This window comes from Fictibacillus terranigra, from assembly GCF_030412265.1.
GTDB lineage: Bacteria > Bacillota > Bacilli > Bacillales > Fictibacillaceae > Fictibacillus_C > Fictibacillus_C terrinigri.
Window position 1 is genome coordinate 200519 of record NZ_JAUHLN010000001.1, and the last position, 24265, is coordinate 224783.

The 24265-nt window shown below is 46.2% G+C and carries 23 protein-coding genes; 19 read left to right on the forward strand and 4 right to left on the reverse strand.

Annotated elements, in window-relative coordinates:
- Window positions 1-3 precede the first annotated feature (3 nt).
- The 16 genes from nuoL to QYF49_RS01090 all read left to right on the forward strand — a co-directional run bounded on the left by nuoL (window position 4) and on the right by QYF49_RS01090 (window position 16814).
- Window positions 4-1872: an NADH-quinone oxidoreductase subunit L gene (gene nuoL, locus QYF49_RS01015; RefSeq protein ID WP_290397779.1), complete on the forward strand. Its 1869-nt coding sequence runs from the start codon at window positions 4-6 to the stop codon at window positions 1870-1872.
- Window positions 1869-3374: a complex I subunit 4 family protein gene (locus QYF49_RS01020; protein ID WP_290397780.1), complete on the forward strand. Its 1506-nt coding sequence runs from the start codon at window positions 1869-1871 to the stop codon at window positions 3372-3374. Before nuoL ends, QYF49_RS01020 begins: the two co-directional genes overlap by 4 nt.
- Before the next feature lie 4 nt (window positions 3375-3378).
- A complete protein-coding gene (nuoN, locus tag QYF49_RS01025) occupies window positions 3379-4896 on the forward strand; it encodes an NADH-quinone oxidoreductase subunit NuoN (protein WP_290397781.1) in 1518 nt (505 codons plus the stop codon).
- A gap of 212 nt (window positions 4897-5108) precedes the next feature.
- Window positions 5109-5342 (forward strand): DUF1146 family protein, encoded by a 234-nt coding sequence (locus tag QYF49_RS01030; RefSeq protein WP_290397782.1) that lies wholly within the window; start codon window positions 5109-5111, stop codon window positions 5340-5342.
- Window positions 5343-5511: 169 nt separating this feature from the next.
- Window positions 5512-6255, forward strand: coding sequence for a YwmB family TATA-box binding protein (locus QYF49_RS01035; RefSeq protein ID WP_290397783.1), 744 nt, complete (start codon window positions 5512-5514; stop codon window positions 6253-6255).
- A gap of 30 nt (window positions 6256-6285) precedes the next feature.
- Window positions 6286-7605: a UDP-N-acetylglucosamine 1-carboxyvinyltransferase gene (gene murA / locus QYF49_RS01040; protein WP_290397784.1), complete on the forward strand. Its 1320-nt coding sequence runs from the start codon at window positions 6286-6288 to the stop codon at window positions 7603-7605.
- 246 nt (window positions 7606-7851) lie between these two features.
- Window positions 7852-9513: a M4 family metallopeptidase gene (locus QYF49_RS01045; protein ID WP_290397785.1), complete on the forward strand. Its 1662-nt coding sequence runs from the start codon at window positions 7852-7854 to the stop codon at window positions 9511-9513.
- Between the two features lie 147 nt (window positions 9514-9660).
- Window positions 9661-10686, forward strand: coding sequence for a stage II sporulation protein D (gene spoIID / locus QYF49_RS01050; protein ID WP_290397786.1), 1026 nt, complete (start codon window positions 9661-9663; stop codon window positions 10684-10686).
- 193 nt (window positions 10687-10879) lie between these two features.
- Window positions 10880-11731: a stage II sporulation protein SpoIIQ gene (gene spoIIQ / locus QYF49_RS01055; protein ID WP_290397787.1), complete on the forward strand. Its 852-nt coding sequence runs from the start codon at window positions 10880-10882 to the stop codon at window positions 11729-11731.
- A 431-nt stretch (window positions 11732-12162) separates the two neighbouring features.
- A complete protein-coding gene (gene spoIIID / locus QYF49_RS01060; RefSeq protein WP_026677325.1) occupies window positions 12163-12429 on the forward strand; it encodes a sporulation transcriptional regulator SpoIIID in 267 nt (88 codons plus the stop codon).
- 186 nt (window positions 12430-12615) lie between these two features.
- Window positions 12616-13617, forward strand: a complete 1002-nt coding sequence (gene mreB / locus QYF49_RS01065) for a rod shape-determining protein (protein ID WP_290397788.1) — start codon at window positions 12616-12618, stop codon at window positions 13615-13617.
- Between the two features lie 129 nt (window positions 13618-13746).
- Window positions 13747-14577, forward strand: coding sequence for a flagellar hook-basal body protein (locus QYF49_RS01070; RefSeq protein ID WP_290397789.1), 831 nt, complete (start codon window positions 13747-13749; stop codon window positions 14575-14577).
- 13 nt (window positions 14578-14590) lie between these two features.
- On the forward strand, window positions 14591-15424 hold the full coding sequence (locus tag QYF49_RS01075) for a flagellar hook-basal body protein (protein WP_290397790.1): 834 nt from the start codon (window positions 14591-14593) through the stop codon (window positions 15422-15424).
- Window positions 15425-15437: 13 nt separating this feature from the next.
- On the forward strand, window positions 15438-15746 hold the full coding sequence (locus tag QYF49_RS01080; protein WP_290397791.1) for a DNA-directed RNA polymerase subunit beta: 309 nt from the start codon (window positions 15438-15440) through the stop codon (window positions 15744-15746).
- 184 nt (window positions 15747-15930) lie between these two features.
- Window positions 15931-16359 carry a 3-hydroxyacyl-ACP dehydratase FabZ gene (gene fabZ, locus QYF49_RS01085; RefSeq protein ID WP_053356504.1) on the forward strand — a complete coding sequence of 143 codons (429 nt, stop codon included), beginning with the start codon at window positions 15931-15933 and terminating at the stop codon, window positions 16357-16359.
- Between the two features lie 242 nt (window positions 16360-16601).
- Complete coding sequence (locus QYF49_RS01090) at window positions 16602-16814, forward strand: hypothetical protein (protein WP_290397792.1); 213 nt, start codon at window positions 16602-16604, stop codon at window positions 16812-16814.
- A gap of 45 nt (window positions 16815-16859) precedes the next feature.
- Here QYF49_RS01090 and asnB read toward each other — a convergent pair whose 3' ends face one another.
- Both asnB and QYF49_RS01100 read right to left on the reverse strand, forming a co-directional pair.
- A complete protein-coding gene (gene asnB / locus QYF49_RS01095) occupies window positions 16860-18680 on the reverse strand; it encodes an asparagine synthase (glutamine-hydrolyzing) (protein WP_290397793.1) in 1821 nt (606 codons plus the stop codon).
- A 183-nt stretch (window positions 18681-18863) separates the two neighbouring features.
- On the reverse strand, window positions 18864-19166 hold the full coding sequence (locus tag QYF49_RS01100) for a hypothetical protein (RefSeq protein ID WP_290397794.1): 303 nt from the start codon (window positions 19164-19166) through the stop codon (window positions 18864-18866).
- Between the two features lie 279 nt (window positions 19167-19445).
- Between QYF49_RS01100 and QYF49_RS01105 the strand changes: the two genes are divergently transcribed.
- The 3 genes from QYF49_RS01105 (at window position 19446) to QYF49_RS01115 (ending at window position 21748) form a co-directional block, all read left to right on the forward strand.
- The gene (locus QYF49_RS01105) at window positions 19446-20474 is read left to right on the forward strand and encodes a processed acidic surface protein (protein ID WP_290397795.1); all 1029 of its coding nucleotides are present in this window, start codon (window positions 19446-19448) and stop codon (window positions 20472-20474) included.
- Complete coding sequence (locus tag QYF49_RS01110) at window positions 20474-21121, forward strand: class D sortase (RefSeq protein ID WP_290397796.1); 648 nt, start codon at window positions 20474-20476, stop codon at window positions 21119-21121. The genes QYF49_RS01105 and QYF49_RS01110 overlap by 1 nt, the downstream gene beginning before the upstream one ends.
- 120 nt (window positions 21122-21241) lie before the next feature.
- Window positions 21242-21748, forward strand: a complete 507-nt coding sequence (locus tag QYF49_RS01115) for a GNAT family N-acetyltransferase (RefSeq protein ID WP_425589529.1) — start codon at window positions 21242-21244, stop codon at window positions 21746-21748.
- An 80-nt stretch (window positions 21749-21828) separates the two neighbouring features.
- On the opposite strand, the gene QYF49_RS01120 is transcribed toward QYF49_RS01115, so the two are convergent.
- Together QYF49_RS01120 and QYF49_RS01125 are read right to left on the reverse strand one after the other, a co-directional pair.
- Window positions 21829-22521: an OmpA/MotB family protein gene (locus QYF49_RS01120; protein ID WP_290397798.1), complete on the reverse strand. Its 693-nt coding sequence runs from the start codon at window positions 22519-22521 to the stop codon at window positions 21829-21831.
- A 6-nt stretch (window positions 22522-22527) separates the two neighbouring features.
- A complete protein-coding gene (locus QYF49_RS01125) occupies window positions 22528-24102 on the reverse strand; it encodes a hypothetical protein (protein WP_290397799.1) in 1575 nt (524 codons plus the stop codon).
- Window positions 24103-24265 lie beyond the last annotated feature (163 nt).

Below are 24265 nucleotides of genomic sequence, written 5' to 3' on the forward strand. Positions count from 1 at the left end.
AAGATGATGCAGAATGCCTGGCTGATACCACTGTTACCGCTGCTATCCTTCATCCTTCTTTTACTTTTTGGAAAAAAACTAAAAGAAGCCTCTGCCTACGCCGGTATCGGAGCAACCTTGCTATCCTTGATGCTGGCTGCTGCTGTAATGCTCGGCCAATGGGGCGGGGAGTCTTACAAGGCAGAAGGAGTATGGCTGTCGATCGGAAAACATGCCGTAACGATGGGATACGAAATCAATCCGCTGAATGCGTTGATGCTTGTCATCGTAACGCTCGTAAGCTTTCTTGTACATGTCTACTCGAAGAGTTACATGCGTGGAGATGACCGTTTCCATGTGTTTTTTGCCTACCTGGGTCTTTTTACCTTTGCGATGCTGGGGCTTGTTCTGTCCCCTAACCTGCTTCAGGTCTATATGTTCTGGGAACTGGTAGGCTTAGGTTCGTTTCTTCTCATCGGATACTATTATTTTAAGCCGGAAGCGAAAGCCGCTGCGAAAAAAGCCTTTATCATGACCAGGATCGGAGACGTTGGACTCTTTATCGGTATCATCCTCCTATACTGGCAGGCTGGAAGCTTTGAGTACGATGAGATTTTCAAAGCGATAGCCGACGGAACGATTTCCTCGGATATGATAACGCTGATCGCCATTCTTATTTTTGTAGGAGCAGTCGGTAAATCGGGGCAGCTTCCGCTTCATACATGGCTTCCTGATGCGATGGAAGGTCCAACGCCAGTGTCTGCGCTGATCCACGCAGCAACGATGGTCGCTGCAGGTGTGTATCTCGTGGCCGCCATGTATCCGCTTTTTGAAGCTTCCTCTGCGGCCATGACCACCGTCGCCGTTGTTGGAGGGATTACCGCTATATTTGCCGCATCCATCGGTCTGATGCAGAAGGATATTAAACGGGTGCTCGCCTATTCCACCGTGAGCCAGCTTGGCTACATGATGCTCGCCCTCGGTTCCGGCGGCTATACAGCCGGAGTCTTCCATCTGATGACTCACGCGTTTTTTAAGGCTCTCCTGTTCCTGGCTGCGGGGAGTGTAATCCATGCTGTACATACACAAAATATTGAAGAAATGGGCGGTCTTTGGAGAAAGCTGAAAATTACAGCTCCTTTATTTTTGATTGGAGCACTCTCCATTTCCGGTTTTCCGCTCTTTTCCGGTTTTTTCAGTAAAGATGAAATTTTAATGGCAACCTACGGGGATGGAAGATATGGATTATTTGTTCTCGCTGTACTCGCTGCCTTTTTTACCGCCTTTTATATGTTCCGCCTGTTTTTTATGGTATTCGCAGGAAGCCCAAGCCAAGAGCATGGGAAGGTGGGGGAATCCGATGGCCCGATGATCCTTCCAATGGCGGTTCTCGGTGTCCTGGCTGTCTTGGCTGGTTATTTAAATACCCCATGGTTCGGAACCTTTTTAGCAGATTATTTAAGCCACGGCCCTGTCCGGTTCGCTGCAGAAGGAGAGCATGGGCCGATTTGGATTCCGATTCTTGCTACGGCGGTATCCTTGGCTGGAATCTTACTGGCCTATCTCATGTACGGTAAAAAGAAACTGTCGAGAAATTGGCTGTCGCGTTCTCTGCCTTCTCTCAGCACGATCGTTTACCGCAAGTATTATGTGGATGAGGCCTATGACGCCACGGTTGTCAGAGGAACAACGGGATTTAGCTGCCTTTGGAGCTATGTTGACCGGTACCTCGTTGAAGGGGCTGTAAACGGAACGGTAAGCCTCATTCAATGGCTTGGTAAAAGAGGTTCCTATATGTACGATGGCCAGGTGCAGAGAATCGGTGCCGTCGCTGTTGCAGGCCTCGTTATTATCCTACTATTCTTTGCTGCGGCAGGGGGGTATTTCTCATGAGCCACCTGATTTCCATCCTGGTGTTTTCTCCGCTGGCCGGTATTCTTGCTCTAAGTTTACTGTCTTCCAAAAATGAGAGAGCCCTAAAACTCGCAGGCCTGCTCGGTGCACTTCTTCCCATGCTGATCGCGGTCATCGCAGCAGCCTCCTTTGAACGTTCGGCTTCTGGAATCCAGCTTGCTGAACAGGTGAACTGGATCTCCTATAAAATGCTTAAAACGGGAGATGCCGCCTATTTTTCTATTAGGTATGAAGTGGGCGCTAATGGCCTGTCAATTGTCCTCATGCTGCTCACGGCTGTTATTTCTGTTCTGGCAGCCGTAGGTTCATGGACCGTCAAGCGTGACTGGAAAAGTTATTTCATCTTCTTTCTGATCTTGGAGCTCGGTATGTTAGGGGTGTTCGCCGCTCAAAATCTCTTTCTCTTCTTCATTTTCTTTGAGATCACGCTGATTCCGATGTTCTTCCTGATCGGCAGGTGGGGGTATGCGGACAGGGAAAAGGCGGCATACAGCTTCTTGATCTATAACGGAATCGGTTCTGCCATTCTGCTCATTGTATTCGTAGCCCTTTTTATGAGAGCAGGAACGCTCAATTATGGGGAACTTGCGAAAATACTCAGCACAAATGGCTATCCGGGTCTCGGAAGCACGTTCCGAATGTCAGTCCTTATTGCCCTGCTCGTCGCTTTTGGGATTAAACTGCCGATTGTGCCCCTTCATACATGGATGCTAAGGGTGCACGTTCAAGCACCGCCTTCCATCGTTATGATCCACTCAGGGATTCTTTTGAAGATTGGAGCATACGGGCTCTTTACGTTCGGAATCGGATTCTTTCCTGCTGAATTTAAACAGCTGGCGGTTTGGATCGCGGTCCTGGGAGTGATCAACCTTCTTTTTGGTGCTTTTCTTGCCATTGTACAGACGGATTTGAAAAAAGTACTGGCCTACTCTTCTGTCTCTCACATGGGAATCGTACTGATCGGCTTTGCCGCCATGAATGAAGCCGGATTAAAGGGAGCCATATTTCAGCTGATCTCTCACGGATTGATCTCCGCTCTGCTGTTCTTCCTGATAGGAGTGCTGTACGAACGGACGGGTTCTTCAGATTTAAAAGACTACAGCGGGCTTGCAGGCGCCATGCCGGTCACTGCAGGCGTCCTTCTCGCCGGGGGACTGGCGTCGCTTGGGCTTCCGGGCATGTCGGGGTTTATCAGTGAATTTCTGGCCTTTCTCGGGCTTTTCAAGGTGATGCCGGTCATTGCTGCAGTCGGGACTCTCGGAATCGTATTGACGGCGGTATATGTTTTGCGCGCTGTTCTCTCCGTAACCTTTGGGCCAACGAGAGAATCTTATCCTGTTGGACGTGATATGACGGCTCGCGAAAAGATTCCGGCCTTTGTTCTTCTCGGCCTCGTGCTCGTTATCGGCATTTATCCGGGAATGCTTAGCGAACCTTTACACACGGTTTTAGACACAATCTTGTTAGGCTTAAGGGGGTAGCCAGATGGATCTTCAAACGTTAACTTCAATGAACTGGGGAATCATGGCGCCTGAATTTGTTGTCTTAGGCACAGCACTTCTGCTGTCCTTGCTCGACCTTTTTATGACAGGGAAGAAAAGCCGCCGTCCTCTCGGGATATTGGCGATAGCGGGAATCGCAGCATCTTTCATTTTTTTATACCTTCAGTTTGGCGATCCGGGTGCATCACTGTTTCATGATATGTATCGGCTGGATTCCTTCTCGAAGGCATTTAAGCTGATTTTGCTTTTGGGAACAGGGCTGATCTTGGTTTTAGCTTACGACTATCAAATGAAGGAAGAAGAGGAGTACCGTGGGGAATTTTATTATCTGCTCCTCACCGCCTTGCTTGGAGCCATGGTTATGGCTTCCAGCGCAGATATGATCACCTTGTTTATCGGGCTGGAGCTCCTTTCCCTTTCTTCCTATGTCATGGCGGGTTTGAGAAAGGGGAAAATGGAGTCAAATGAGGCCGCTTTTAAATATGTGGTAACAGGCGGAATTTCAACAGCGGTCACATTGTTTGGAATGAGCTACATTTTCGGGATGACGGGGGAAACGAACCTGTATGCGGTCGGAGCGGCTCTGAGGGATACGAGCATTTTGCAGAATCAGTTTTTACTTGTGTTTGCTTTCTTTATCACATTTGCCGGTCTTACCTTTAAAATCGCTTCCGCTCCTTTTCATATGTGGGCACCTGATGTCTATCAGGGTTCTCCGCTCCCTGTAACCGCTTTTTTAAGCGTCGTTTCCAAGACAGCGGGATTTGCGCTGATCCTTCGCTTCTTCCTCTTGTGCTTCAGTTCGGCGCCAGGCATAAAAGGAGATCAGCTCTTGCTTCAAGTACAGCCGTATCTCGCTGTCCTAGCCGGGGCAACGATGATCGCCGGAAATGTGATCGCCCTCCGGCAGCGGGACATTAAACGGCTTTTCGCCTACTCTTCGGTTGCGCAGGCCGGCTATATTCTTGTTCCATTCGTATCCGTTTCGGCCTTGCTGTTTGAAACCACCTGGTTTTATCTTTTGGCGTATCTGTTTATGAATATTGGTGCATTTGCCGTCATTCAGGCCGTAACGGCAGCAGCAGGGACGAACGATATATCCGGTTTTGAAGGTTTGTATAAGCGTTCTCCGTGGCTTGCGGTGGCCATGACGATCTTCATTCTTTCATTGGCAGGCATTCCGTTAACAGCAGGGTTTGCCGGTAAATTCGGCATCTTCATGAATGCTCTTGGAACAAATCCCCCACATTACATATTAGCGGGTATCCTGATGGCTACGACGGTCGTCTCCTACTTCTATTATTTCAATATCATCGGTCAGATGTTTTTCCGCACGGGGCAGGAAGGACCCAGGATACAGCATAAGAATGGCCTCCTGGTTGTAACGGCTGTATGCGCGGCAGCGACGTTGTTCTTCGGGATCTTCCCGGGAGCGGCTCTGCACTTCTTTTACAATGAATTTCAGTTCAACGATTTTTTCCAGGTTATGGAGCAAAAATAAGGGATCTGCAGTGATGCAGATCCCTTTTTCTGTAAAAAGATACCCTTGGATTTGATAGTTATGTCAAAATTGGGAACATGGTTAAAAATAGGTCTTTTGTCTGTTCCTTTATGGTAAAATTCAGTTTATGCTACTTTCTGTTGATGTGTGTTATCATGGTGTTGTTTAGTAAACACCTGGCCGATCAGGCCTTGTGGCAAGGAGGAACCGAGTTGTTTGAACAAGCCGGGCAGCAAGCGCTGCTACATATCCTTGTTTACCTGCTTTTTCTCGTCATCACATGGTGGGCCATGCAGGCAATAAGATTTGACACATACATCAAAAAAGGCAAAGTGATCCAGGCACGAGTGCTATTCGTCCTTGTGACGATCGCAGTTGCCAGCCTCGTAAGCAGCTTCTTTCTCACGTATTTGAATTATTCCACACAGCTTAAATATTTATTTTAATTTAACATTTACCTATTAACTGCCGCAGCCCACTATACAGCAAAAGATTGTTCACTGTTGAACAAAGTAAATACGTGAAGTTTCTGTCGGAATATGACTGCAACTTCCATGAATAATGGACCGTCCTCTGGCAAGAATGAGAAATACAGGAGAGGACGGGTGGAATAAAATGAAAAAGAACATTGTTCTATTTTTTGCTATTATATTTTTGGTTCATTCTTATGCGAGTGTGCAGGCGAAAGAAACGGCAAATGTAACGAAGATTTTGGACATGAAACAGGCGATGGACCAGCACGGTGTGATCTTGAAAAAATGGTCGGTTTACACGAAAGGTAGTGCAGGTTTTACATTGGATGTAAATGGGTATCGACAAAAAGCGGCATTATTAAAGAAGGCTGCTAAAGGTTATAAATGGAACGCAATCAACGAACAAGAACATTTGAAAATGTCCGGGGTGCGATTTTCCGAGGCAGGGAGTATAAAAGAGCGCCTTACGCTGGTAGCCTACCCCCAAAAAGGAAAGCTGGCAACGTATCTTGTTTATGCGGTCGAAGGGAGGAGCTGGAATAAAAATCAATTCCAGCAATTCGCACGATCGTTTCAGAGTAGGGTCGCTACCTACTTTGAAGGAAAAACTGCAACTTTCTCTTGTGTCACCGGGGTACATAGTGATACAATGGACGTTGGTTTGTATAAACAAGCACTTGAGCTCATGACAACGTTCTCCGCTGTTCCTGTCGAAGAACTGAAGGAAGAGACGTTTGTATCAATCTCGGCATATACTAAGCATTGGGATGAGAAATTGAACACAGCTCACAAAGCAATGAATCTGCAGATTGCAATCAGAAATCAAGGAATGGGCGGCCAAACTGCCGTCACAATTGGAACACCAATAATTACGTCTGAATATTAATATAGAAATTGGACGCGGAGGGGAATATCGTTGGAAAAAATCATTGTCCGTGGTGGTAGGCGGTTAGAAGGCTCTGTCAAGGTAGAAGGAGCAAAGAATGCCGTACTGCCTGTCATCGCAGCATCCATTTTAGCCAGTAAAGGCACAAGCACGATTAAAGATGTGCCGACCCTTGCTGATGTATATACGATTAACGAGGTACTGCGTTATTTAAATATTGAAGTTAAATTTAAGAATGGCGAGATCGAAGTTGATGCTTCTGGTGCTCTAAAAACAGAAGCACCGTTTGAATATGTTCGTAAAATGCGTGCATCCTTCTTAGTAATGGGGCCTTTGCTTGCGCGTGTAGGTCTGGCGAGAATCGCGCTTCCTGGCGGCTGTGCCATTGGTTCCCGCCCGATTGATCAGCACTTAAAAGGCTTTGAAGCGATGGGTGCTACTGTTAAAATCGGTAATGGGTTTATTGAAGCAAGCATCGATGGCCGGCTTAAGGGCGCAAAAATTTATTTAGATTTCCCAAGTGTAGGAGCTACAGAAAATATCATCTCAGCTGCTGCCCTTGCTGAAGGAACAACCATCATTGAAAATGCAGCAAAAGAGCCTGAGATTGTCTGCCTCGCCAACTATATCAACTCCATGGGAGGAAAAGTAGTAGGTGCAGGAACAGGTACGATCCGCATTGAAGGTGTAGAAGAGCTTTCCGGTGCAGTTCACGCTGTGGTTCCTGACCGTATCGAAGCCGGTACGTACATGGTTGCTGCAGCGATTACTGGCGGTAACGTTTTTGTTGAAGGAGCGATTGCCGAGCACCTTCGCCCATTAATAGCAAAAATGGAAGAAATGGGTATTACCATTAAAGATGAAGAAACCGGACTTCGTGTAATTGGACCAGAAGAATTAAAACCAGTGGACATTAAAACCATGCCTCACCCTGGATTCCCGACTGATTTACAGTCACAGATGATGGCACTGCTCCTTCGGGCAAACGGTACAAGTGTCATTACCGAAACTGTGTTTGAAAACCGTTTTATGCATGTGGAGGAATTCCGCCGCATGAATGGAGATATTAAAATTGAAGGCCGTTCTGCTGTAATCAACGGACCTGTATCCTTACAGGGAGCCGAGGTTGCGGCAACAGACCTGCGTGCAGGAGCAGCACTTGTTCTTGCTGGCCTTGTAGCTGACGGATATACTCGCGTCACTGAGCTTAAGCATATCGACCGCGGCTATGTAGGATTTACAGAAAAACTTCGTGATCTCGGAGCTGACATCGAACGTGTCAACGAAGAATCGAAAGTTGTTCCAACAGAGGAAAAATCATCGGTATCATTAAAATCTAATCTTGCTTAATTCATATGCTAAAAGGCTTCCTGCGATTGCAGGGAGCCTTTTTTAATTGTGTTTTCTAAAGGTGTAGTAAAAAGAGCATGAGAAATTCCATTAATAAAAGTGATTGAAAAGGCCTAGCTGATGAAAGGAATGAAAAAATTCTAGTATGATATATTCAAAATTTTGAGAATAGTTTGAAATTAAAGGAAAATCAAGTAATATAGAGTCAAGCAAGGCCATTCTATATAAGACAAAGGGGATGTGATCGTGAAGAAAAAGGCTCTGGCATTTGGTCTAACGATTGGTTTGGCAGCAACTGCTCTTACACCGGCAACGTCTTTAGCAGCACCAAAAAATGTTCTGTCGAGTTACAAGGTCAGCGAACAAAAAGGTACACCTGAATTCGTATCTGGCAGTTTGACGAAAGCTACTGGCCATAATGCTGAAGCCGTTGTTCTTGGTTATTTAAATGAGCATAAGAGTGCATACAAGCTCGGGTCTCAAAAAGCAGAGGATTCTTTTGAGGTGCAGTCTCAGCAGAAGGACAAGCTAGGCTCCACGATTTTGCGACTGCAGCAGAAGTATAAGGGAGTTCCTGTCTGGGGTTCTACCCAGGTCGCACATGTTGATAGAGACGGAGTTCTGACAGTAATTTCAGGTTCAGTTGCACCGAACCTTGATCAAAAGAGCAGCCTGAAAAATACAAAGAAAATTTCTGCCAAGAAGGCGATTGCCAAAGCTGTTAAGGATCTTGGATATACTCCTGATTATGAGAAGGCACCTACAGCCGATCTTGTTGTCTGCACCTCAGGCGATAAAGCTGTTTATGCCTATCTCGTAAATTTAAATTTCCTGTCTCCAACGCCGGGGAACTATAACTATTTTGTTGAAGCTGCAACAGGCAGGATTGTGAACAAATATAATAATCTCGATGAGGCAAATGGCGGGGGCGCTGCTTCCAAACCAGGCGGAACTTTAACCGGAACCAATACAACCGGCACAGGAAAAGGTGTGCTTGGCGACTCGAAAACGCTGAGAACTTTGTTATCAGGCTCAACCTACTACTTGCAGGATAATACAAGAGGAAGCGGGATCTTTACATATGACGGCAAGAACCGCCAGTCCCTTCCCGGTTCATTATGGGCTGATACGGACAACGTCTTTAATGCCATATATGACGGTGCAGCAGTAGATGCTCATTACTATGCAGGAGTGACATATGACTACTACAAAAATGTATTTGGACGCAACTCCTTTGATAACAATGGTGCAGCGCTCAAATCCACAGTGCATTTCAGCCGCAAATATAACAATGCCTTCTGGAACGGGGCGCAAATGGTCTATGGAGACGGTGACGGTACTGCCTTTATTCCGCTATCCGGCGGTCTGGATGTAGTAGGCCATGAATTAACCCACGCGGTAACCGAACGAAGCTCCAATCTCGTGTACCAAAATGAATCCGGTGCTTTAAATGAGGCTATCTCTGATATCTTTGGAACGCTGGTCGAGTTCTACGATAACCGTAATCCAGATTATCAAATCGGGGAAGATATCTATACACCTAACACACCGAATGATGCCCTTCGTTCAATGAGCGACCCTGCGAAATACGGTGACCCTGACCACTATTCCAAACGCTACACTGGAACGAGTGACAATGGCGGAGTCCATACGAACAGCGGAATAATCAATAAACAAGCCTATCTGCTTGCCGTTGGAGGAACCCACTACGGCGTAACGGTTTCTGGCATCGGCAACAGCAAGCTTGGAGCAATCTATTACCGCGCCAATACGGTATATCTCACGGCGAACGCCACATTCAGCCAGGCTAGAGCCGCACTCGTTCAGGCTGCTGCTGACCTGTATGGCGCGGGTTCTGCAGAAGTAAATTCCGTCAACAAATCTTTTGATGCGGTCGGCGTCTATTAAAAAGCAAGGACCCTGCTAGGCACCTGGCAGGGCTTTTTCTATGAGATTGAAAAGCCATCTCAGAGGATGAAAGGAAAAACAAGTTCTAATAGTTTGTCCCCCTCCATAAATTGTAAAGACTAATCAAATCAGTGGAGGCCAGGCAGAATGTTCATGAAAATGAAGCCGATTACCTTCTTCGTCTCTGTTTTTGTAGTAGTCACTGTTCTTCTTCCGTCTCTGCTCGTGCTGCCCTACTCTTCCAAGACATCATTTCTGCTAGAAACGAAACCGAAGGAGATGAAACGGTCGGCTCTTCCAAGTCTATCATCCACACTGGCTGTACCTGTCTATCGGACAGCTGAGAAAAAGGTGGAAAAGGTTGCACTCGAAGAATACGTCAAAGGAGTCGTTGCCTCTGAAATGCCAGCTGACTTCAAACTAGAGGCCTTAAAGGCTCAGGCGTTAACAGCCAGAACTTACATCGCGAGGATGTTAGACAACACCGATCAAGGGGGGAACCTTCCAGGCGGTGCGGCCGTTACAGACTCCATCCTCCATCAGGTCTACAAAAATGATGATGAGCTGAAGAAGCAATGGGGGGACGAATATCCAGAAAAGATGGAGAAGATCACCAAAGCGGTGGCGGCGACGAGAGGAAAAATTTTAACGTACGACGGAAAACCGATCTTCGCGAGTTTCTTTTCAACAAGCAACGGTTATACCGAAAACAGCGAGGATTACTGGGGCACGAAGTATCCCTATCTAAAAAGTGTAAAGAGTCCATGGGACCGTGACACACCCAAGTTTGAGCAAAAACAGGAAATCCCTCTCCTTGATGTTGAGAAGCAGCTGGGAGTCGTGATCCAAAAAGACGGCGAGGTTGGCAAGGTGATCCAAAGGACAGCGGGTAACCGGATCGCCCGCATGGCCATTGACGGAAAAACCTTTAAAGGCAAAGAGGTCCGTGAGAAGCTTGGTCTTCGATCTGCCGATTTTACACTTACGAAAAAGAAACAAGAAGTCATCGCCACGACGAAAGGATTCGGCCACGGAGTCGGTATGAGCCAGTATGGGGCAAACGGAATGGCGAAGGACGGCAAGAACTACAAACAAATCGTCAAATACTATTTTAAAGGAGTGTCCATATCGGATTATAAGCCTCATTCCGGCCGCTCTACTGTAAAGGACTAAACGTTGAAGACCCGGTGAAAAACGCCGGGTCTTTAGCTTTACTCTCCTTCATCATCCATCGGAGAAAAATAAAGTTTTAGGAATCATGCATAGTATTCCAGTCTTTGTCGAAAAATAATATCCCATTTTTTTTCACACCAAAGTATATATTTTCTGAATCCTGTTCAGAATGATTGCTGAGGTGATGATAAAAATGAAAGATGAAGAAAAACAATCCCAAAAAACAGTTCCGCTAAAAAGCAGGAAAATGGGCAGATTTATGAAAAAACGATGGGTATACCCGGCAGTCTATCTCGCATTTGCCGCAGTAGTTCTAGCTTCCGTTTTGTGGTATCAAAATGATGCATCTAATTCAAAGGATGAGCCGAACAGTGCTTTTGACAATAATGATAAAGCCGTTCCGGTCAGTGTCTCTAAAGAAGTATTCAAGATGCCGGCAAAGGATCCTAACAGCGTAGCGATTAAAAAAGAATTCTTTGATCCTGATGCATCTGCAAAGGAACAAGAAGCTGCTCTCGTATTTTATAATAATATCTACTACCAAAATAAAGGAATCGATCTTGCTGCTGAGAGCGGAAAAACATTTGATGTCACTGCTGCCATGAGTGGTAATGTTACAAAGTCAGTGAAAGACCCTGAGCTGGGCTATGTTGTTGAAGTCGAGCATACGAATGGCCTTATCACTCACTACTCTTCTCTCGCTTCTGTAAAAGTGAAAGAAGGCGACAGAGTGAACCAGGGTGAAGTTGTCGGTTCAGCAGGCCAAAACCTGTATGACAAGGACGCGAAAATCCATGCTCACTTTGAAATCCGCAAAGACGGGATCGCTGTAGATCCAGTATCTGCATGGAACCAATCGGCTTCACAAATTGAGAAGCTGGTGGACAAAGAAGAACAAGCGAGCAAAAAGGAAGACAGAGCTTCAGTTGAACAAAGTAAATCTGACAGTGTTCAGGACAGCAATGCCGCTCCTGAAAAAAACAAAGAGAAAGAATCTTCTTCAACAAGCGAAAACTCTGAACAGTCATCCAGCAACGATAACTGATCAAAATGAAAAGACAGCCTGCCATGTGCAGGCTGTTTTTATTTTGATCTCCTGTAAATGAAAATGAGGTGTTTTGTGAGTAAAGCTTTGAAAACCGTGAGTAAATCATGTCGAACTGCAAGTAATTTTTTTGTGGCTTCACGCCCCTGTTCGCGAGTATACCGTCTTTATTCTCTGACCGGGCGCCTCAGCTTTTCTTTTTTCCCTTGTCCTTCTTGAGATTTTGGCATATAAGTACGTTCGTCTTAATAAGATGTTACAAAACCTACAATTCTTTTGAGGGTGAGCGGTGAGAAGACGTAGTATGGCTGCGGTGAAAAGGGGACGGGACACTCTGACTTCATGGAGACGACACACAAGGACAGGTCGCGTAGCTTGAACATAGAAGTCTCTATCGCATCTCTCACATCCAATTTGGGGAGGCGAGTGGTGTGCACGATTACATCAAAGAACGAACCATCAAGATAGGAAGGTATATCGTGGAGACAAGAAAAACAGTGCGTATGATCGCAAAAGAATTTGGTGTCTCAAAAAGCACCGTTCATAAAGATCTGACGGAACGATTACCTGAAATCAACCCGGATTTGGCGAACAATGTGAAAGAGATTTTAGAGTACCATAAGTCCATAAGGCATTTAAGGGGTGGTGAAGCAACACGGGTCAAATACAAAAAGGGTGCAGAGGAAGTCGTACAATAAGATATTCACCTCACACGGCGTGCATATTTGCATGCCGCTGTTGTTTGTTCAGGAAAATGTTCAAAAAAGTTAACATATTTTTTCCCGGTTCAACAAAACTTATGATAGAATGTTTTATTGGATAGAAATTCGAAAATTGACGATTTTTGTAAAGTTTTGTGCTGAGCATGCAGGGAGGATATATGAATGTTTTCAAGGGATGTTGGGATTGACCTCGGTACGGCCAACGTACTGATTTATGTAAAAGGAAAAGGGATTGTACTGGACGAGCCATCTGTTGTGGCGATTGACACAAACACGGGGAAAGCGCTCGCTGTGGGGGAAGAAGCCTTCAGGATGGTGGGGCGTACACCAGGTAACATCGTGGCGATCCGTCCTTTAAAAGATGGGGTTATCGCTGATTTTGAAGTGACAGAACAAATGTTGAGGCATTTTATCAATAAAATAAATGTAAAGGGCATGTTTACCAAACCGAGAATTCTCATCTGCACCCCTGCGAACATTACCTCTGTTGAACAAAAAGCCATTCGTGAAGCCGCTGAAAAATGCGGAGGAAAAGCGATTTATCTGGAAGAAGAACCGAAAGTGGCAGCGGTTGGGGCCGGTATGGACATTTTCCAGCCGAGCGGCAACATGGTTGTGGATATCGGCGGCGGTACGACAGACGTTGCGGTATTATCCATGGGGGATATCGTTACAGCCTCTTCCATTAAGATGGCGGGGGACAAGCTTGACGGTGAAATCCTGAACTACATCAAGAAAGAATATAAGCTGTTGATCGGAGAACGAACAGCGGAAAACATTAAATTGAACGTGGCCACCGTCTTCCCTGGTGCTCGAGATGAGGAGATGGATATTCGCGGGCGCGACATGGTGACTGGCCTTCCGCGAACGGTTACCATCCGTTCCGAGGAAATCACACAAGCTTTGCTTGAACCTGTCATGATGATGGTTCAGGCAGCAAGAAGCGTTCTTGAAAAGACGCCTCCTGAACTGTCTGCCGATATTATTGACCGAGGAATCATCTTAACAGGCGGAGGGGCATTGCTTCACGGGATCGACCAGTTGTTTGCCCAAGAGCTGAAAGTTCCTATTTTTATTGCCGAGGAGCCGATGAAGGCTGTAGCAAACGGAACAGGCCTGATGCTAGAACATATGGATAAGCTTCCAAAGCGCAGAATAAAATAAATCACTTACTATGATGAAGGACCCGTTTTTATGAAAAAACGGGTCTTTTTTTGTGTAAGTATAAACATCCAATAGTTTTCGCCGATAACAAAGATAAGAAGAATTGTGAGGATTAGAGGGGGAACCAGTGTGCTGAGAGGATTCTATACTGCGGCTGCCGGAATGATTGCTCAGCAGCGGCGCCAGGAAATGCTGAGCAACAACATTGCGAACACCAATACACCAGGCTATAAGGCTGATCAGTCAACTCTCAGGACGTTTCCTTCCATGCTTTTAGAACGGATCGACTCCAACGGAAAGACGCCGTTAACCAGTGCGGGCCAGAAACAGGGCGGCCAGCTGGTTACGGGCGTCTATATGCAAGAAGCGATCCCGAACTTTGTACAGGGAGATCTGCAGGAAAGCGGTGTGAACACCGATCTTGCCCTGGTTCAGGGTTCCGTCCCGATAGATAAAAAAACAGGCAAGCCTGGTTCTTTGTTCTATATGGTGGAAACAGCAGATGGGGGAACCCGCTACACCCGGAACGGGCATTTTTCCGTCGATGCCAATAATGAACTCGTGACCACGGACGGATATTATGTCCTTGATATCAAAGGAAAACACATAACCGTTTCGGACGAGAATTTCACAGTGAGCGGAGATGGAGCCATTCTCGATCAGGGACGCAGTGCCGGTACACTTGGAATTGCGCTGATTACAAACCCAATGGATCTGGTGAAAGAGGGGAATGGTTTATTCAGCCCGCAGGGCAATCAACAACCGGAGGCGGCTGCAGGCAATCCACAGGTGGCTTATCAGGTAAAACAAGGATTTGTTGAACGTTCCAACGTAGATGCTGAACAATCCATGACAGAAATGATGGAAGCCTACCGTTCATTTGAAGCCAATCAAAAAGTGCTTCAGGCCTATGACCGAAGCATGGAAAAGGCAGCAAACGAAGTAGGAAAGATCGGATAGGGAGGGACATGCGTTGAATACATCCATGATTAATGCTTCAGTGACCATGGTCCAGCTGCAGCAGAAACTTGATACAACAGCCCACAATATGGCGAACAGCAATACGAATGGTTTTAAGAGAAGAAATGTCCAATTCTCTGACCTTCTTTTTCAGCAGATTGATAATAAATTTAATAATACATTTAGTAATAAGGATGAGGCTGGCCGGCTTACTCCTGCAGGAATTCGTGCGGGAAGCGGGGCAAGAGTCAGTTCGACGGCAATCAGCCTGGAGATGGGAGCGATCAAGACGACAGAACGGGCGCTCGATATCGCTCTGTTGAGCCCTGGGCTTTTTTTTCAGGTCCAGACGAGGGACAGCGGCGGAAAGGCTGTAACCGAGTACACCCGTGACGGTGCATTTTATTTAAAAACGGCTAAAGGGCAAAACGATCTTGAACTCGTAACCTCTGATGGCAAAGCTGTAATGGGGGGTAAAGGGCCGATTCGGATTCCAGCCGGGTACAAGGAAATTTCTATTGGACAAAACGGAAATATTTCGGTAACGTTAAGTAATGGAAGGGTGGTCAACAGCGGCAGATTGGCGGTTGTTGATGCTGTCCATCCCCAGCTGCTTGAAGCGGTGGGGCATAATTTTAGAATTCCGGCTGGTGTAAATTCAAATCAAGTGCTTCGGGCGGCAAACCCGGCCAGCGTAAAAATGCAGCAGGGTGCTCTTGAGATGTCCAACGTAAATGCAGGAAATGAAATGACGGATATCATCAATATGCAGCGATCCTACCAGTTTAACGCACGCACCATTACAATGGCAGACCAAATGATGGGGCTCGTCAACGGAATTCGTTAACAGGTGATAAAAAATGGGAAACGAGCTCAGCAGGGAAGAATACCGAAAAAATAAAATGGCAGCTATGAACGAAGAGGAAGAGGTTAAGGAAAAGAAACCTAAGTCGCGGGAAAGCAAAAAGAAAGAGCAGGAGACCGGGACGTCAAGAAGACGCCGTTTTCCGATCTGGCTCCGCCTGATTGTGATTGTTGTACTTATGGTGATCTGCCTGGTCGTGGGAGCCGTGATTGGCTATTCGGTCGTAGGCGACGGAAAAGCAGGGGATGTGTTCAAAAAAGAGACATGGACGCATATCTCGGATTTGGTGAACAAAGATAAGTAGTTTAGCGAAAAGAGCCATGTGAAGACATAAGTGGGCCGAGGTTCTCTTTTTATTTTGGCTAAACGGTGGATCGGAAAACAGGGAGACACTGCCCATTGGATTAACCTTTTTCTATCATGTATAATGTCCAGAGATACATAGAAACAATAGAACCGTAAACCAGAAAGAGAAGGAGTATCTCGGTATGAAATTAAACATTGAACAGATTAAAGAAATCATTCCACACCGTTACCCATTTTTGCTTCTTGATACGATTGAAGAGCTCGAGCCGGGAAAACGTGCGGTTGGCAAGAAAAACATCACGGCGAATGAGGAAGTCTTCAATGGGCACTTTCCTGATTATAATATCTTTCCAGGTGTCCTGACTCTGGAAGCATGTGCGCAGACCGGAGCGGTCGCGCTCTTGTCTTTGGATGAATACAAAGGGAAGATCGCCATGTTTGCCGGTGCGGATAAAGTGAGATGGAAGCGCCAGGTACGACCGGGAGACACGTTGCTGATGGAAGTTGAACTGCTTCAAATCCGAAGAGGCATCGGTAAGGGAAAAGTAACAGCAACCGTTGACGGCGAGCTTGCTATGGACGCTGAAATAACATTTGCTGTTGGGCGATAGTTCCTTTTAGGGGAGGTGCCAGGCACCGCTTTTTGACATATGTCAAAAGCCGGTGCCTGGCACTTTTCTGTTCCTCTTTTTTAACCCAATATCAAGAAGTTTAAGGCACTGTAAAGGATATGTAAGGTATTGGTAAATCGCGTCTAAAACGGATGTTTTCCTGCTATAGTGGGGATAGAGCCGCTGGTAAATGGTGCAGCGCTGCGGTTCAAATCTGAACTAATCGAAGGGAGAACTTTGGGATGAATAAAAGTTTCTTAATGAAAATTGGGGCTTCTCTTATGGCGATTATGTTAATGACAGCATGTAACAACAGCGACACCGAGAAGAAGGAAAGTGGAACAGGAACGGAACAAAAAGTGGATGATGAAAAGCAAGCGGATCAAACGACTACAGATGAAAATACACAGGATCAAGAAACAAGCACTGATTCTCAATCCTCTGATGAACAATAAAACCCAGAAAAAAGCACACCCTGAGAGTGTGCTTTTTTCATTGCCTTATACAAGTTTAATGTGATAGTCCTTCAGCCAGGTGTTGACGTGAATGAGATATTCCATCAGTTTAGTGGCTTGTCCGTCGCTCATTCCCGTTTTTCCTGCAGCGACCGCCCGGATTTTATTTTCATCAATTAATGGACGAAGCGGTGAATTGCTGTCATCCACAATGTCCATCAACCAGTTTTTAATAGCTCCGAAATAGACGGGATCCTGAGCTGTAGGATAAGCACTTTTGCGGCGGTTTCTCACCTCGTCAGGAAGATAGCCTTTTAATGCACGGCGAAGAATCCCTTTTTCGATGTTATCGACGCTTTTCACTTCCCAAGGAACGTTCCATAAATATTCGACTAAACGGTAGTCGCAGAACGGAACACGAACCTCAAATCCGACCGCCATACTCATGCGGTCCTTACGGTCGAGCATGAACGGAAGGAAGCGTGTGATGAACTGATAGGACATTTGCCGCTGTTTTGCACCGAGTTCGCTCTCTCCGGCCAGTAAAGGAACTTCCGCCAATGCTTCCTGATAACGGCGGTCAGCATACTCATCAGGCCGTATGGAGGCCCTTGCTTCTTCTGACAGGATATTGCCGAAGTTTCCACGGCTCTGGCGCCATGGGAACGTGCTGCCGTTCAGGAACTCCTCCTGATGGAACCAAGGATATCCGCTGAATACCTCATCCGCAGATTCCCCTGAAAGGGCCACAGTAGCGTCCTTTTTCATCTCTCTGAAGAGAAGATAAAGAGAGGTCTCCATTTCTCCCAGTCCTGGAAGGTCCCTTGCATACAGCGGCTTCAAGAAGTTTTCCAAAAGATCGTTGGCGCCAAGTACAGTGGAGTGATGCTCCGTTCCAACGTGTTCAGATACCCGTTTGACCCATGGTTCATCAAGCCCCAAGTGCAGCAGATCCGTTTGGAAATGCTCTGCACTGTTGGCGAAATCAATGGAATATGTGTGCAGAATCTTTCCTGCTTCTTTAAAATCTTTTCCGGCAAGGGCTGTTAAGCCGCTTGAATCGAGGCCGCCCGATAGCATGGATACGAGCGGAAGGTCGGAAATCAGCTGTCGTTTCACCGTATCCTCAAGCAGTGATTGGATTTTTTCTGCTGTTGTTTCAACGGTATCGGTATGCTCTTTGCTCTGCAGCTTCCAATATTGTCTCACGTTCGTTTTGTTGTTTGTAAATGTAATGCTGTGTCCCGCGCGTACTTCTTTGACATCTTTAAACACACCGACACCCGGTGTACGCATCGGCCCAAGAGAAAATACTTCTGCCATACCCTCTCGGTCTACTTCGGGCTCAATGGCCGGATGGGCGAGGAGCACCTTCAGTTCAGAGCCGAAAATAACGGAGCTGCCTCGCTGTGCATAAAAGAGAGGCTTAACGCCAAGATGGTCACGTCCCAGGAACAGCTTCTGCTTCTTCTCGTCCCAGATGGCAAAGGCAAAGATCCCGTTCAAATGATCGACACATTCCTCTTCCCACTCCATATAGGAATGAAGGAGAACTTCTGTATCTGAATGGGTACGGAAAGTATGCCCCCGTTCCTCCAATTCTTTCTTTAATTCAATAAAGTTGTAAATCTCACCATTATAGGTCAGAGCAAGTGATCGCTCATCCTGTTCATGAAGCATGGGCTGGAGCCCGCCTTCAGGATCGATAACGATCAGGCGGCGATGGCCAAAGGCAGCTCGCGGCGAGAACCAAAAGCCGTCTGCATCCGGCCCGCGATGTTCGATCGCGCCTGTCATGTCCCGCAGAATAGATTGTTGTCGAGAGAGGTCTTCTGACCAGTTAACCCAGCCTGCAATACCACACATACTAACATCTCCTTACGCTATTTAGTGATGCGTGTCCTATCGTAACACAGTATAACGTTAACGTAAACGTGAGCTATGACCCATTTGTAAATAACGAAAACCGGGTTTGCCATACTTCAGCTTCTCTCTGCAATAGTCCGTTATGAGGATTTAGGAATTAAAAAAACCGCTTCATATAAGCGGTCAGTCTCTTGAGTATTTTGAGAGGATCTCTTCACGGGTGTCCGTTCCTTCGACTCCTTCATGGACCGCTGCTGTCAGCCGGTCATATTCTTCTTTTGTAATTTCAGCAACCGCATTTTTAGGAAAAATATATGGCTTTCCGATATCCATGGTATCCAGCTGGTTCATGAGCTCAATCTCATCTTCATTTTCCCTGCACTGCCCCGGATCAAAGGTATACACCTTGCCGAATTCATCTTTAAACTCTCTCTTCATATTAATAAAATAACGCAATGTTAAATCTCCCTTCATTGATGCATTCATACTAGTCATACCCTTTTTTTCGTTTTTAGAGTCATAAAAAAATCTATAAAACTTTTTTAAATATAAGGGATAAAAAGAGAGATTTCGGGAATGATAGTAGTACCCCCTTTTTTATATATCTTTTTGTCCCCCGCTTCCTATGAGGCGGCTTTTTTTTTGTCTAATTGCTACGGTCATTGAAAGGATTTTCCATTAATAAATAGTACAAAAGTAACATGTAATTATATTGTAATAATTTATACTAATATAAGGAAAACTAACATATTTCAGGAGGAAATAATGAAAAAGATTCTATTAAGCTTGCTGGCTGTTCTCTTGGCCTTTTATTTTGTGCCTGCAAACGCATTTGCAACGGTTAAGGATGCGGATCTGACAGCGTATTTAGAACATATCAGCAAAGAACGAGGCTATGAAATTAGCAATGAGGATTACACGCATTACCTGTCCGACTACGTTCAGATGGATCTGTCAGACTTTGAGGACATCAATGAATTAAAGGAAAACTTAGGGCCAGTAATCAAAAGCGACAACAGCAACCTTGATGAAATCTATACAGATTTCGACTTGGACGAGCAGCAGCTTAAGGATCTTTTAGCGAGGAACGGAGAGGCGATCGAGGATTATATTTATGTAGATGACCTGTATTTTACCGTTATGCAACTAGAGGAGCCGGTAGAAGAAATGCCTGATTTTGAAGAAATTCAAAAAGAAATTGAAGGGGCTTTGGCAGAGGTGGATCTTTCTCATGCCGAGATTCAAAACCTGCAGGACCATCTGATGTCCATTGAAAAGGACCTTAACTCCCCAGACACAGAAAAAAGGCTGGAGTCCATCGCTGAACGCATGATGAGCATCGACCCTGAGAAAGCAACGAAAGCTCAGATTCAGGAAGTGGGAACAGCATTTGAAGAGCTTATGTCGATTTTCCAAATGAAAGCCAGCTTCTTCATTGTCGACGGCAGCAAGAAAACGCCGGTATCTGCAGGAGAGCTGATGCAGATGGAAGTATTGGACGGAGATTATCTTCTGATCCAATTGTTCGACTTGAACGGAAAATTGCTTGCTGACTTGAAAATCACATCAGATACTGTTAAAAACAGTGCAAAAACAGTAAACAAGGTCACCCAAACCGTTAAACAGGAAGTGAAATTGTCCGCGCCGGCGCCGGTGGCTAAAAAGCAAAAGCCAAGAACCGTAACTGGCGGAAAACTGCCTGAAACGGCTTCCAACCACCTTGACTTGGCACTTGCCGGTTTAGCGATTGCCGGAGCGGGGCTATTCCTTTATAGAAGAGCAAGGATGTCCTAATGGATAGAAGACGGAAAGAAGGAGGAAGACGGCCCAAAAAGGCTGTTCTTCTTTCTTTTTCAATGGTCATCATTGTCATCGGCCTTGGAATATTTTCGAAAAATATGATCGGCTACACTCGAGGTTATTTTGCCGGTGAAAAAGTAGAGTCAAAAGCACTGCATGAACCTGAAAAAAAACAGGCAAAAAAATACGAGGAAGAACGTGAAGCGCCTCTTTATGCTAACCGGCCGGCGATCGGTGCAAAGATGGGCACACTCTACATTCCGAAACTTGAAGCCAAACTGCCAATTTATCACGGTACCAATGAAGATGAACTTGAAAAGGGAGTCGGCCACTTTAAAGACAGCGTTCTTCCTGGTGAAAAGGACAACTCTGTTCTCTCCGGCCACCGTGACACCGTGTTCCGCAGCCTCGGAAAAGTAGGAAAAGGCGACAGGCTGGAAGTGGCCACATCGGCAGGGACTTTTACGTATAAAATAAGGAAGGTGCGCATCGTCGATAAAAATGACCGCACGGTGATCGTCCCAAAACCGCGTGCAGTGCTAACGGTCAGTACGTGCTATCCGTTCAATTATATCGGTGCAGCTCCAAAGCGATATATATTGGAAGCTTTTCTGATCTCATCAGAACGATCGAAAAAATAGGAAAAAACGGCGAAGGGAGGAATAATTTCCCTTCGTTTTTGTTTTGTCGTTCTGCGAAAAACTCTGGTACATTAAACATAGACAACAAGTTTTTTAACAGACATGAGGAGGAATAACGTGGTGAATATAAGAGAGGCGCTTCTTCGCGATTTGCCGGCTATCTTGGACATATATAATGATGCGATAAAAACGCTGACGGCTACTTTTGATTTAGAAGAGCAAACACTAGAAGAAAGAAAGGTTTGGTTTGAAAAATACGGCGCCGGTTATCCGCTGATTGTTGCGAAACTGGACGGCAAAGTGGCGGGATACAGCTGTCTTAGCCCGTTCAGAGATAAAGCGGCGTATTCCCGCACGGTTGAATTATCATTATACATATCTTCTGAATTCCGCGGCCAAGGAATCGGCAACGCCTTAATGGGAGATATTTTGAAAAGAGCGGCCGATCTTGGCTATCATACGGTGATCAGCAGCATTACAGGCGGGAACGAAGCGAGTGTGAAACTTCATAAAAAGTTTGGCTTTGAATTTGCCGGCAACTTTAAAGAAGTAGGCTACAAATTCAATGAGTGGCAGGATGTCCACTTCTACCAGCTCATGCTGAACACTGAAAAAACGAAGGGATAGGGTTTCCCTTCGTTTTTTTTTTGATGGCTTAGTGTGCCGAAGCGCAAGTAAATAGGGTTCTGGCCAGCATGCTGACTCTGTTACTGCTGATTAACAATATCCTTCAGCTTATTCTGCCATTTATTATCATCCAAAATGATCTGAAAGGAGATCCTGCGGTTCTTCTGCAGGGCTGCAGCGGAGTTTCCCTTGGCGATCGGTTTATATTCACTGTAGCCTGTGGCAGCCAGATACTGGGCGTAAGGAAGGCGGGCAAGCTTGGGATTGGCTTGTGCAAGATATTTTACGACCGCTACTGCTCGCTCGGTGGACAAGGACCAGTTATCATAAGGCACCGAATCAGTATGGCCCTCCACCAGAATAATATAAAGATATTTACTCATATCCTTCTCGTCTATGATGGCGGCGAGTGAATCGGCCAAAGGCTTCAGCACCTTCTTGCCCTGTGCACTGACTTCGGCGCTCCCCGTATCGAATAAAATGTTTCCTTCTACAGATATCGTATTGTTCGGACCGCGGACCACTTTATCTTTTCCTACGTTCTTTTGAAGCTGTTTTTCAATCAAGTCGGAAATATGTTTTTTAACATCTGCGACCTGATGCAGCTCATTTTTAATCTGGGACTGGTCATAGGCATTATAAATACTCTGGACGTATGCGAGTATGGCGATGAAGATCATGATGAGTACCATCATGGCCATCATGTCCGTAAAACTGGGCCAATAGATTTCTTCCTGATGCTGTTCGGCAAACACATCTTTACGCGCACGCAAGGCACATCACCGCCTTTTACTGTCATGCGAACTGATCAGCCTCGAATCATGGTCCCGCTCACGAGAGTCATAGACTGTCTGATGCTCCACGGCTGCCTGATACATGCGCTGAAGAAGATGATACATGTCGCCAAGGGTCCGGTTGCTGCTATTAAAGTCTCGGGAAAGCCCGTGGAAAAGATTTTCCAGTGTATGGGCAAGCTCTCTCATATCGTCTCCCCGATGCGGACCGGATTGCTGGCTGAGCTGCCGTTCCCTCTCCAGCACATTTCGGATCTGCTCGACAAAATCGCGCTTCATATGTTCGACAGCATTGTAGAAGCCCTTTTCAAGCTGCTGGACGGAAGATGCAAAATCTGCCGCAGCTCTGCCGTATTCCCCTTGTTTTTCGGAGTAGCGGTAATACCATTCCTCCTGTTTTTGGCCCAGCCGGCTCTCCAGTGCGTCATGCTGGTTGGCATAGTGCTGCAGCTGCTCTTGAAGAGCCCGTGCCATGTTTCCGGCGAATTCTTCCGAGCGTCGCTGTGTTTCAGCGAGCACTTTATCTGACCGCTGAATCAGAAGTTCAAAGGTTTGCTGTCCTGCATTCTGGCGGTCTGCGCTTTTTTGCAGCTGCTGCTCGAATGAATTGATCTGGGCGGTCAGCACGGAAATGCTTTGGTCGACCGCTTTATGCATGGTATCCTGCTTTTCGATCGTTTTATGAAACTGGACGCCGAACTGTTCAAGGGTAGATGCAGAAGCCGCAAATGACTCGGTGTGCAGCCGCTGTGCCTCTAATATGCCTTTGACGTCCTCCATGGCGGTTTTTAAACCGGCAGTAAATTCAGTCATCGATTTGCCAAAATGACCTACACTTCTTTCAAAGCTCTCCTCCACTTTCGCTGCAAGGCGGTCAAGCAGCCGTTCAGCCGAGTCCTGGGGCTTTTCTTGCAGCAGAAGACTGTTAAATGTGTGGTCAAGGTAAACTTCGCAATCTGTCATGACCTTTCCCTGCAGGTACGTAAGGGAAGCCCCTCTGGACAAAAATCCCGCCTGAAGGATGTTGAGGATAAGGGATCCTCCGATCCCGGCGATACTTGTAATAAAAGCGACGCTCATTCCCTCAAATGGAGCGGTCAGGGATGAGATGATGGAGTTCATGGTCATACTCGGCCCGGCGGCAGAACTTCCGAGCCTGAAGAGCGTATCCTGCATGGAAAGCAGGGATAGGGTGAGGCCAATAAAAGTGCCGAGCACACCCAGGATAATCGTAAAGGCGGGCAGCTGCTGAAGAACCTTTTGAATATTCCCAACAGGGACGCGCAGCAGTCCAAGAAGAGGAATCCGTTCCTGATAAAGGTGCTTTTCGATCAATGCCTGTGTATTTAAGGAAGAAACACCTGAGAGATGATACTGCCTGTAATCTGCGCATACTCGCTGAATCCAGCGGGAACGGGGCTGTGCAGCTCCCTGCGATTCCAGCTCCTGCAGCTCCCTCATCCACACTCTCAGGCGGTAACCTGTCTGGGCATATCCGGCCAATCCAGTTAACACAAGAAAACCAATCAACCCCACAACGGCCATCGTCAATGAATCCATGCTGTCCAATCCCCCCGTTTCCATACAAGCATATGAGGTGCCAGGCACCCCTATTACACAAGTATGTAACGCTCGGTGCCAGGCACCGAGCAAAAAAAAATAAATTGCGATTTCTGAATAATGGAATTAAACTAAAAATATGGAAATTTCAGTTTGATAGGCA

Coding starts and splice junctions, on each gene's coding strand:
- QYF49_RS01020 (WP_290397780.1), top strand. CDS start 1,869: ATGAGCCACCTGATTTCCATCCTGGTGTTTTCTCCGCTGGCCGGTATT.
- QYF49_RS01125 (WP_290397799.1), bottom strand. CDS start 24,102: ATGGATTCATTGACGATGGCCGTTGTGGGGTTGATTGGTTTTCTTGTG.
- nuoN (WP_290397781.1), top strand. CDS start 3,379: ATGGATCTTCAAACGTTAACTTCAATGAACTGGGGAATCATGGCGCCT.
- QYF49_RS01090 (WP_290397792.1), top strand. CDS start 16,602: ATGAATAAAAGTTTCTTAATGAAAATTGGGGCTTCTCTTATGGCGATT.
- asnB (WP_290397793.1), bottom strand. CDS start 18,680: ATGTGTGGTATTGCAGGCTGGGTTAACTGGTCAGAAGACCTCTCTCGA.
- spoIIQ (WP_290397787.1), top strand. CDS start 10,880: ATGAAAGATGAAGAAAAACAATCCCAAAAAACAGTTCCGCTAAAAAGC.
- QYF49_RS01100 (WP_290397794.1), bottom strand. CDS start 19,166: ATGAATGCATCAATGAAGGGAGATTTAACATTGCGTTATTTTATTAAT.
- QYF49_RS01035 (WP_290397783.1), top strand. CDS start 5,512: ATGAAAAAGAACATTGTTCTATTTTTTGCTATTATATTTTTGGTTCAT.
- fabZ (WP_053356504.1), top strand. CDS start 15,931: ATGAAATTAAACATTGAACAGATTAAAGAAATCATTCCACACCGTTAC.
- spoIID (WP_290397786.1), top strand. CDS start 9,661: ATGTTCATGAAAATGAAGCCGATTACCTTCTTCGTCTCTGTTTTTGTA.
- QYF49_RS01080 (WP_290397791.1), top strand. CDS start 15,438: ATGGGAAACGAGCTCAGCAGGGAAGAATACCGAAAAAATAAAATGGCA.
- nuoL (WP_290397779.1), top strand. CDS start 4: ATGATGCAGAATGCCTGGCTGATACCACTGTTACCGCTGCTATCCTTC.
- QYF49_RS01105 (WP_290397795.1), top strand. CDS start 19,446: ATGAAAAAGATTCTATTAAGCTTGCTGGCTGTTCTCTTGGCCTTTTAT.
- mreB (WP_290397788.1), top strand. CDS start 12,616: ATGTTTTCAAGGGATGTTGGGATTGACCTCGGTACGGCCAACGTACTG.
- QYF49_RS01110 (WP_290397796.1), top strand. CDS start 20,474: ATGGATAGAAGACGGAAAGAAGGAGGAAGACGGCCCAAAAAGGCTGTT.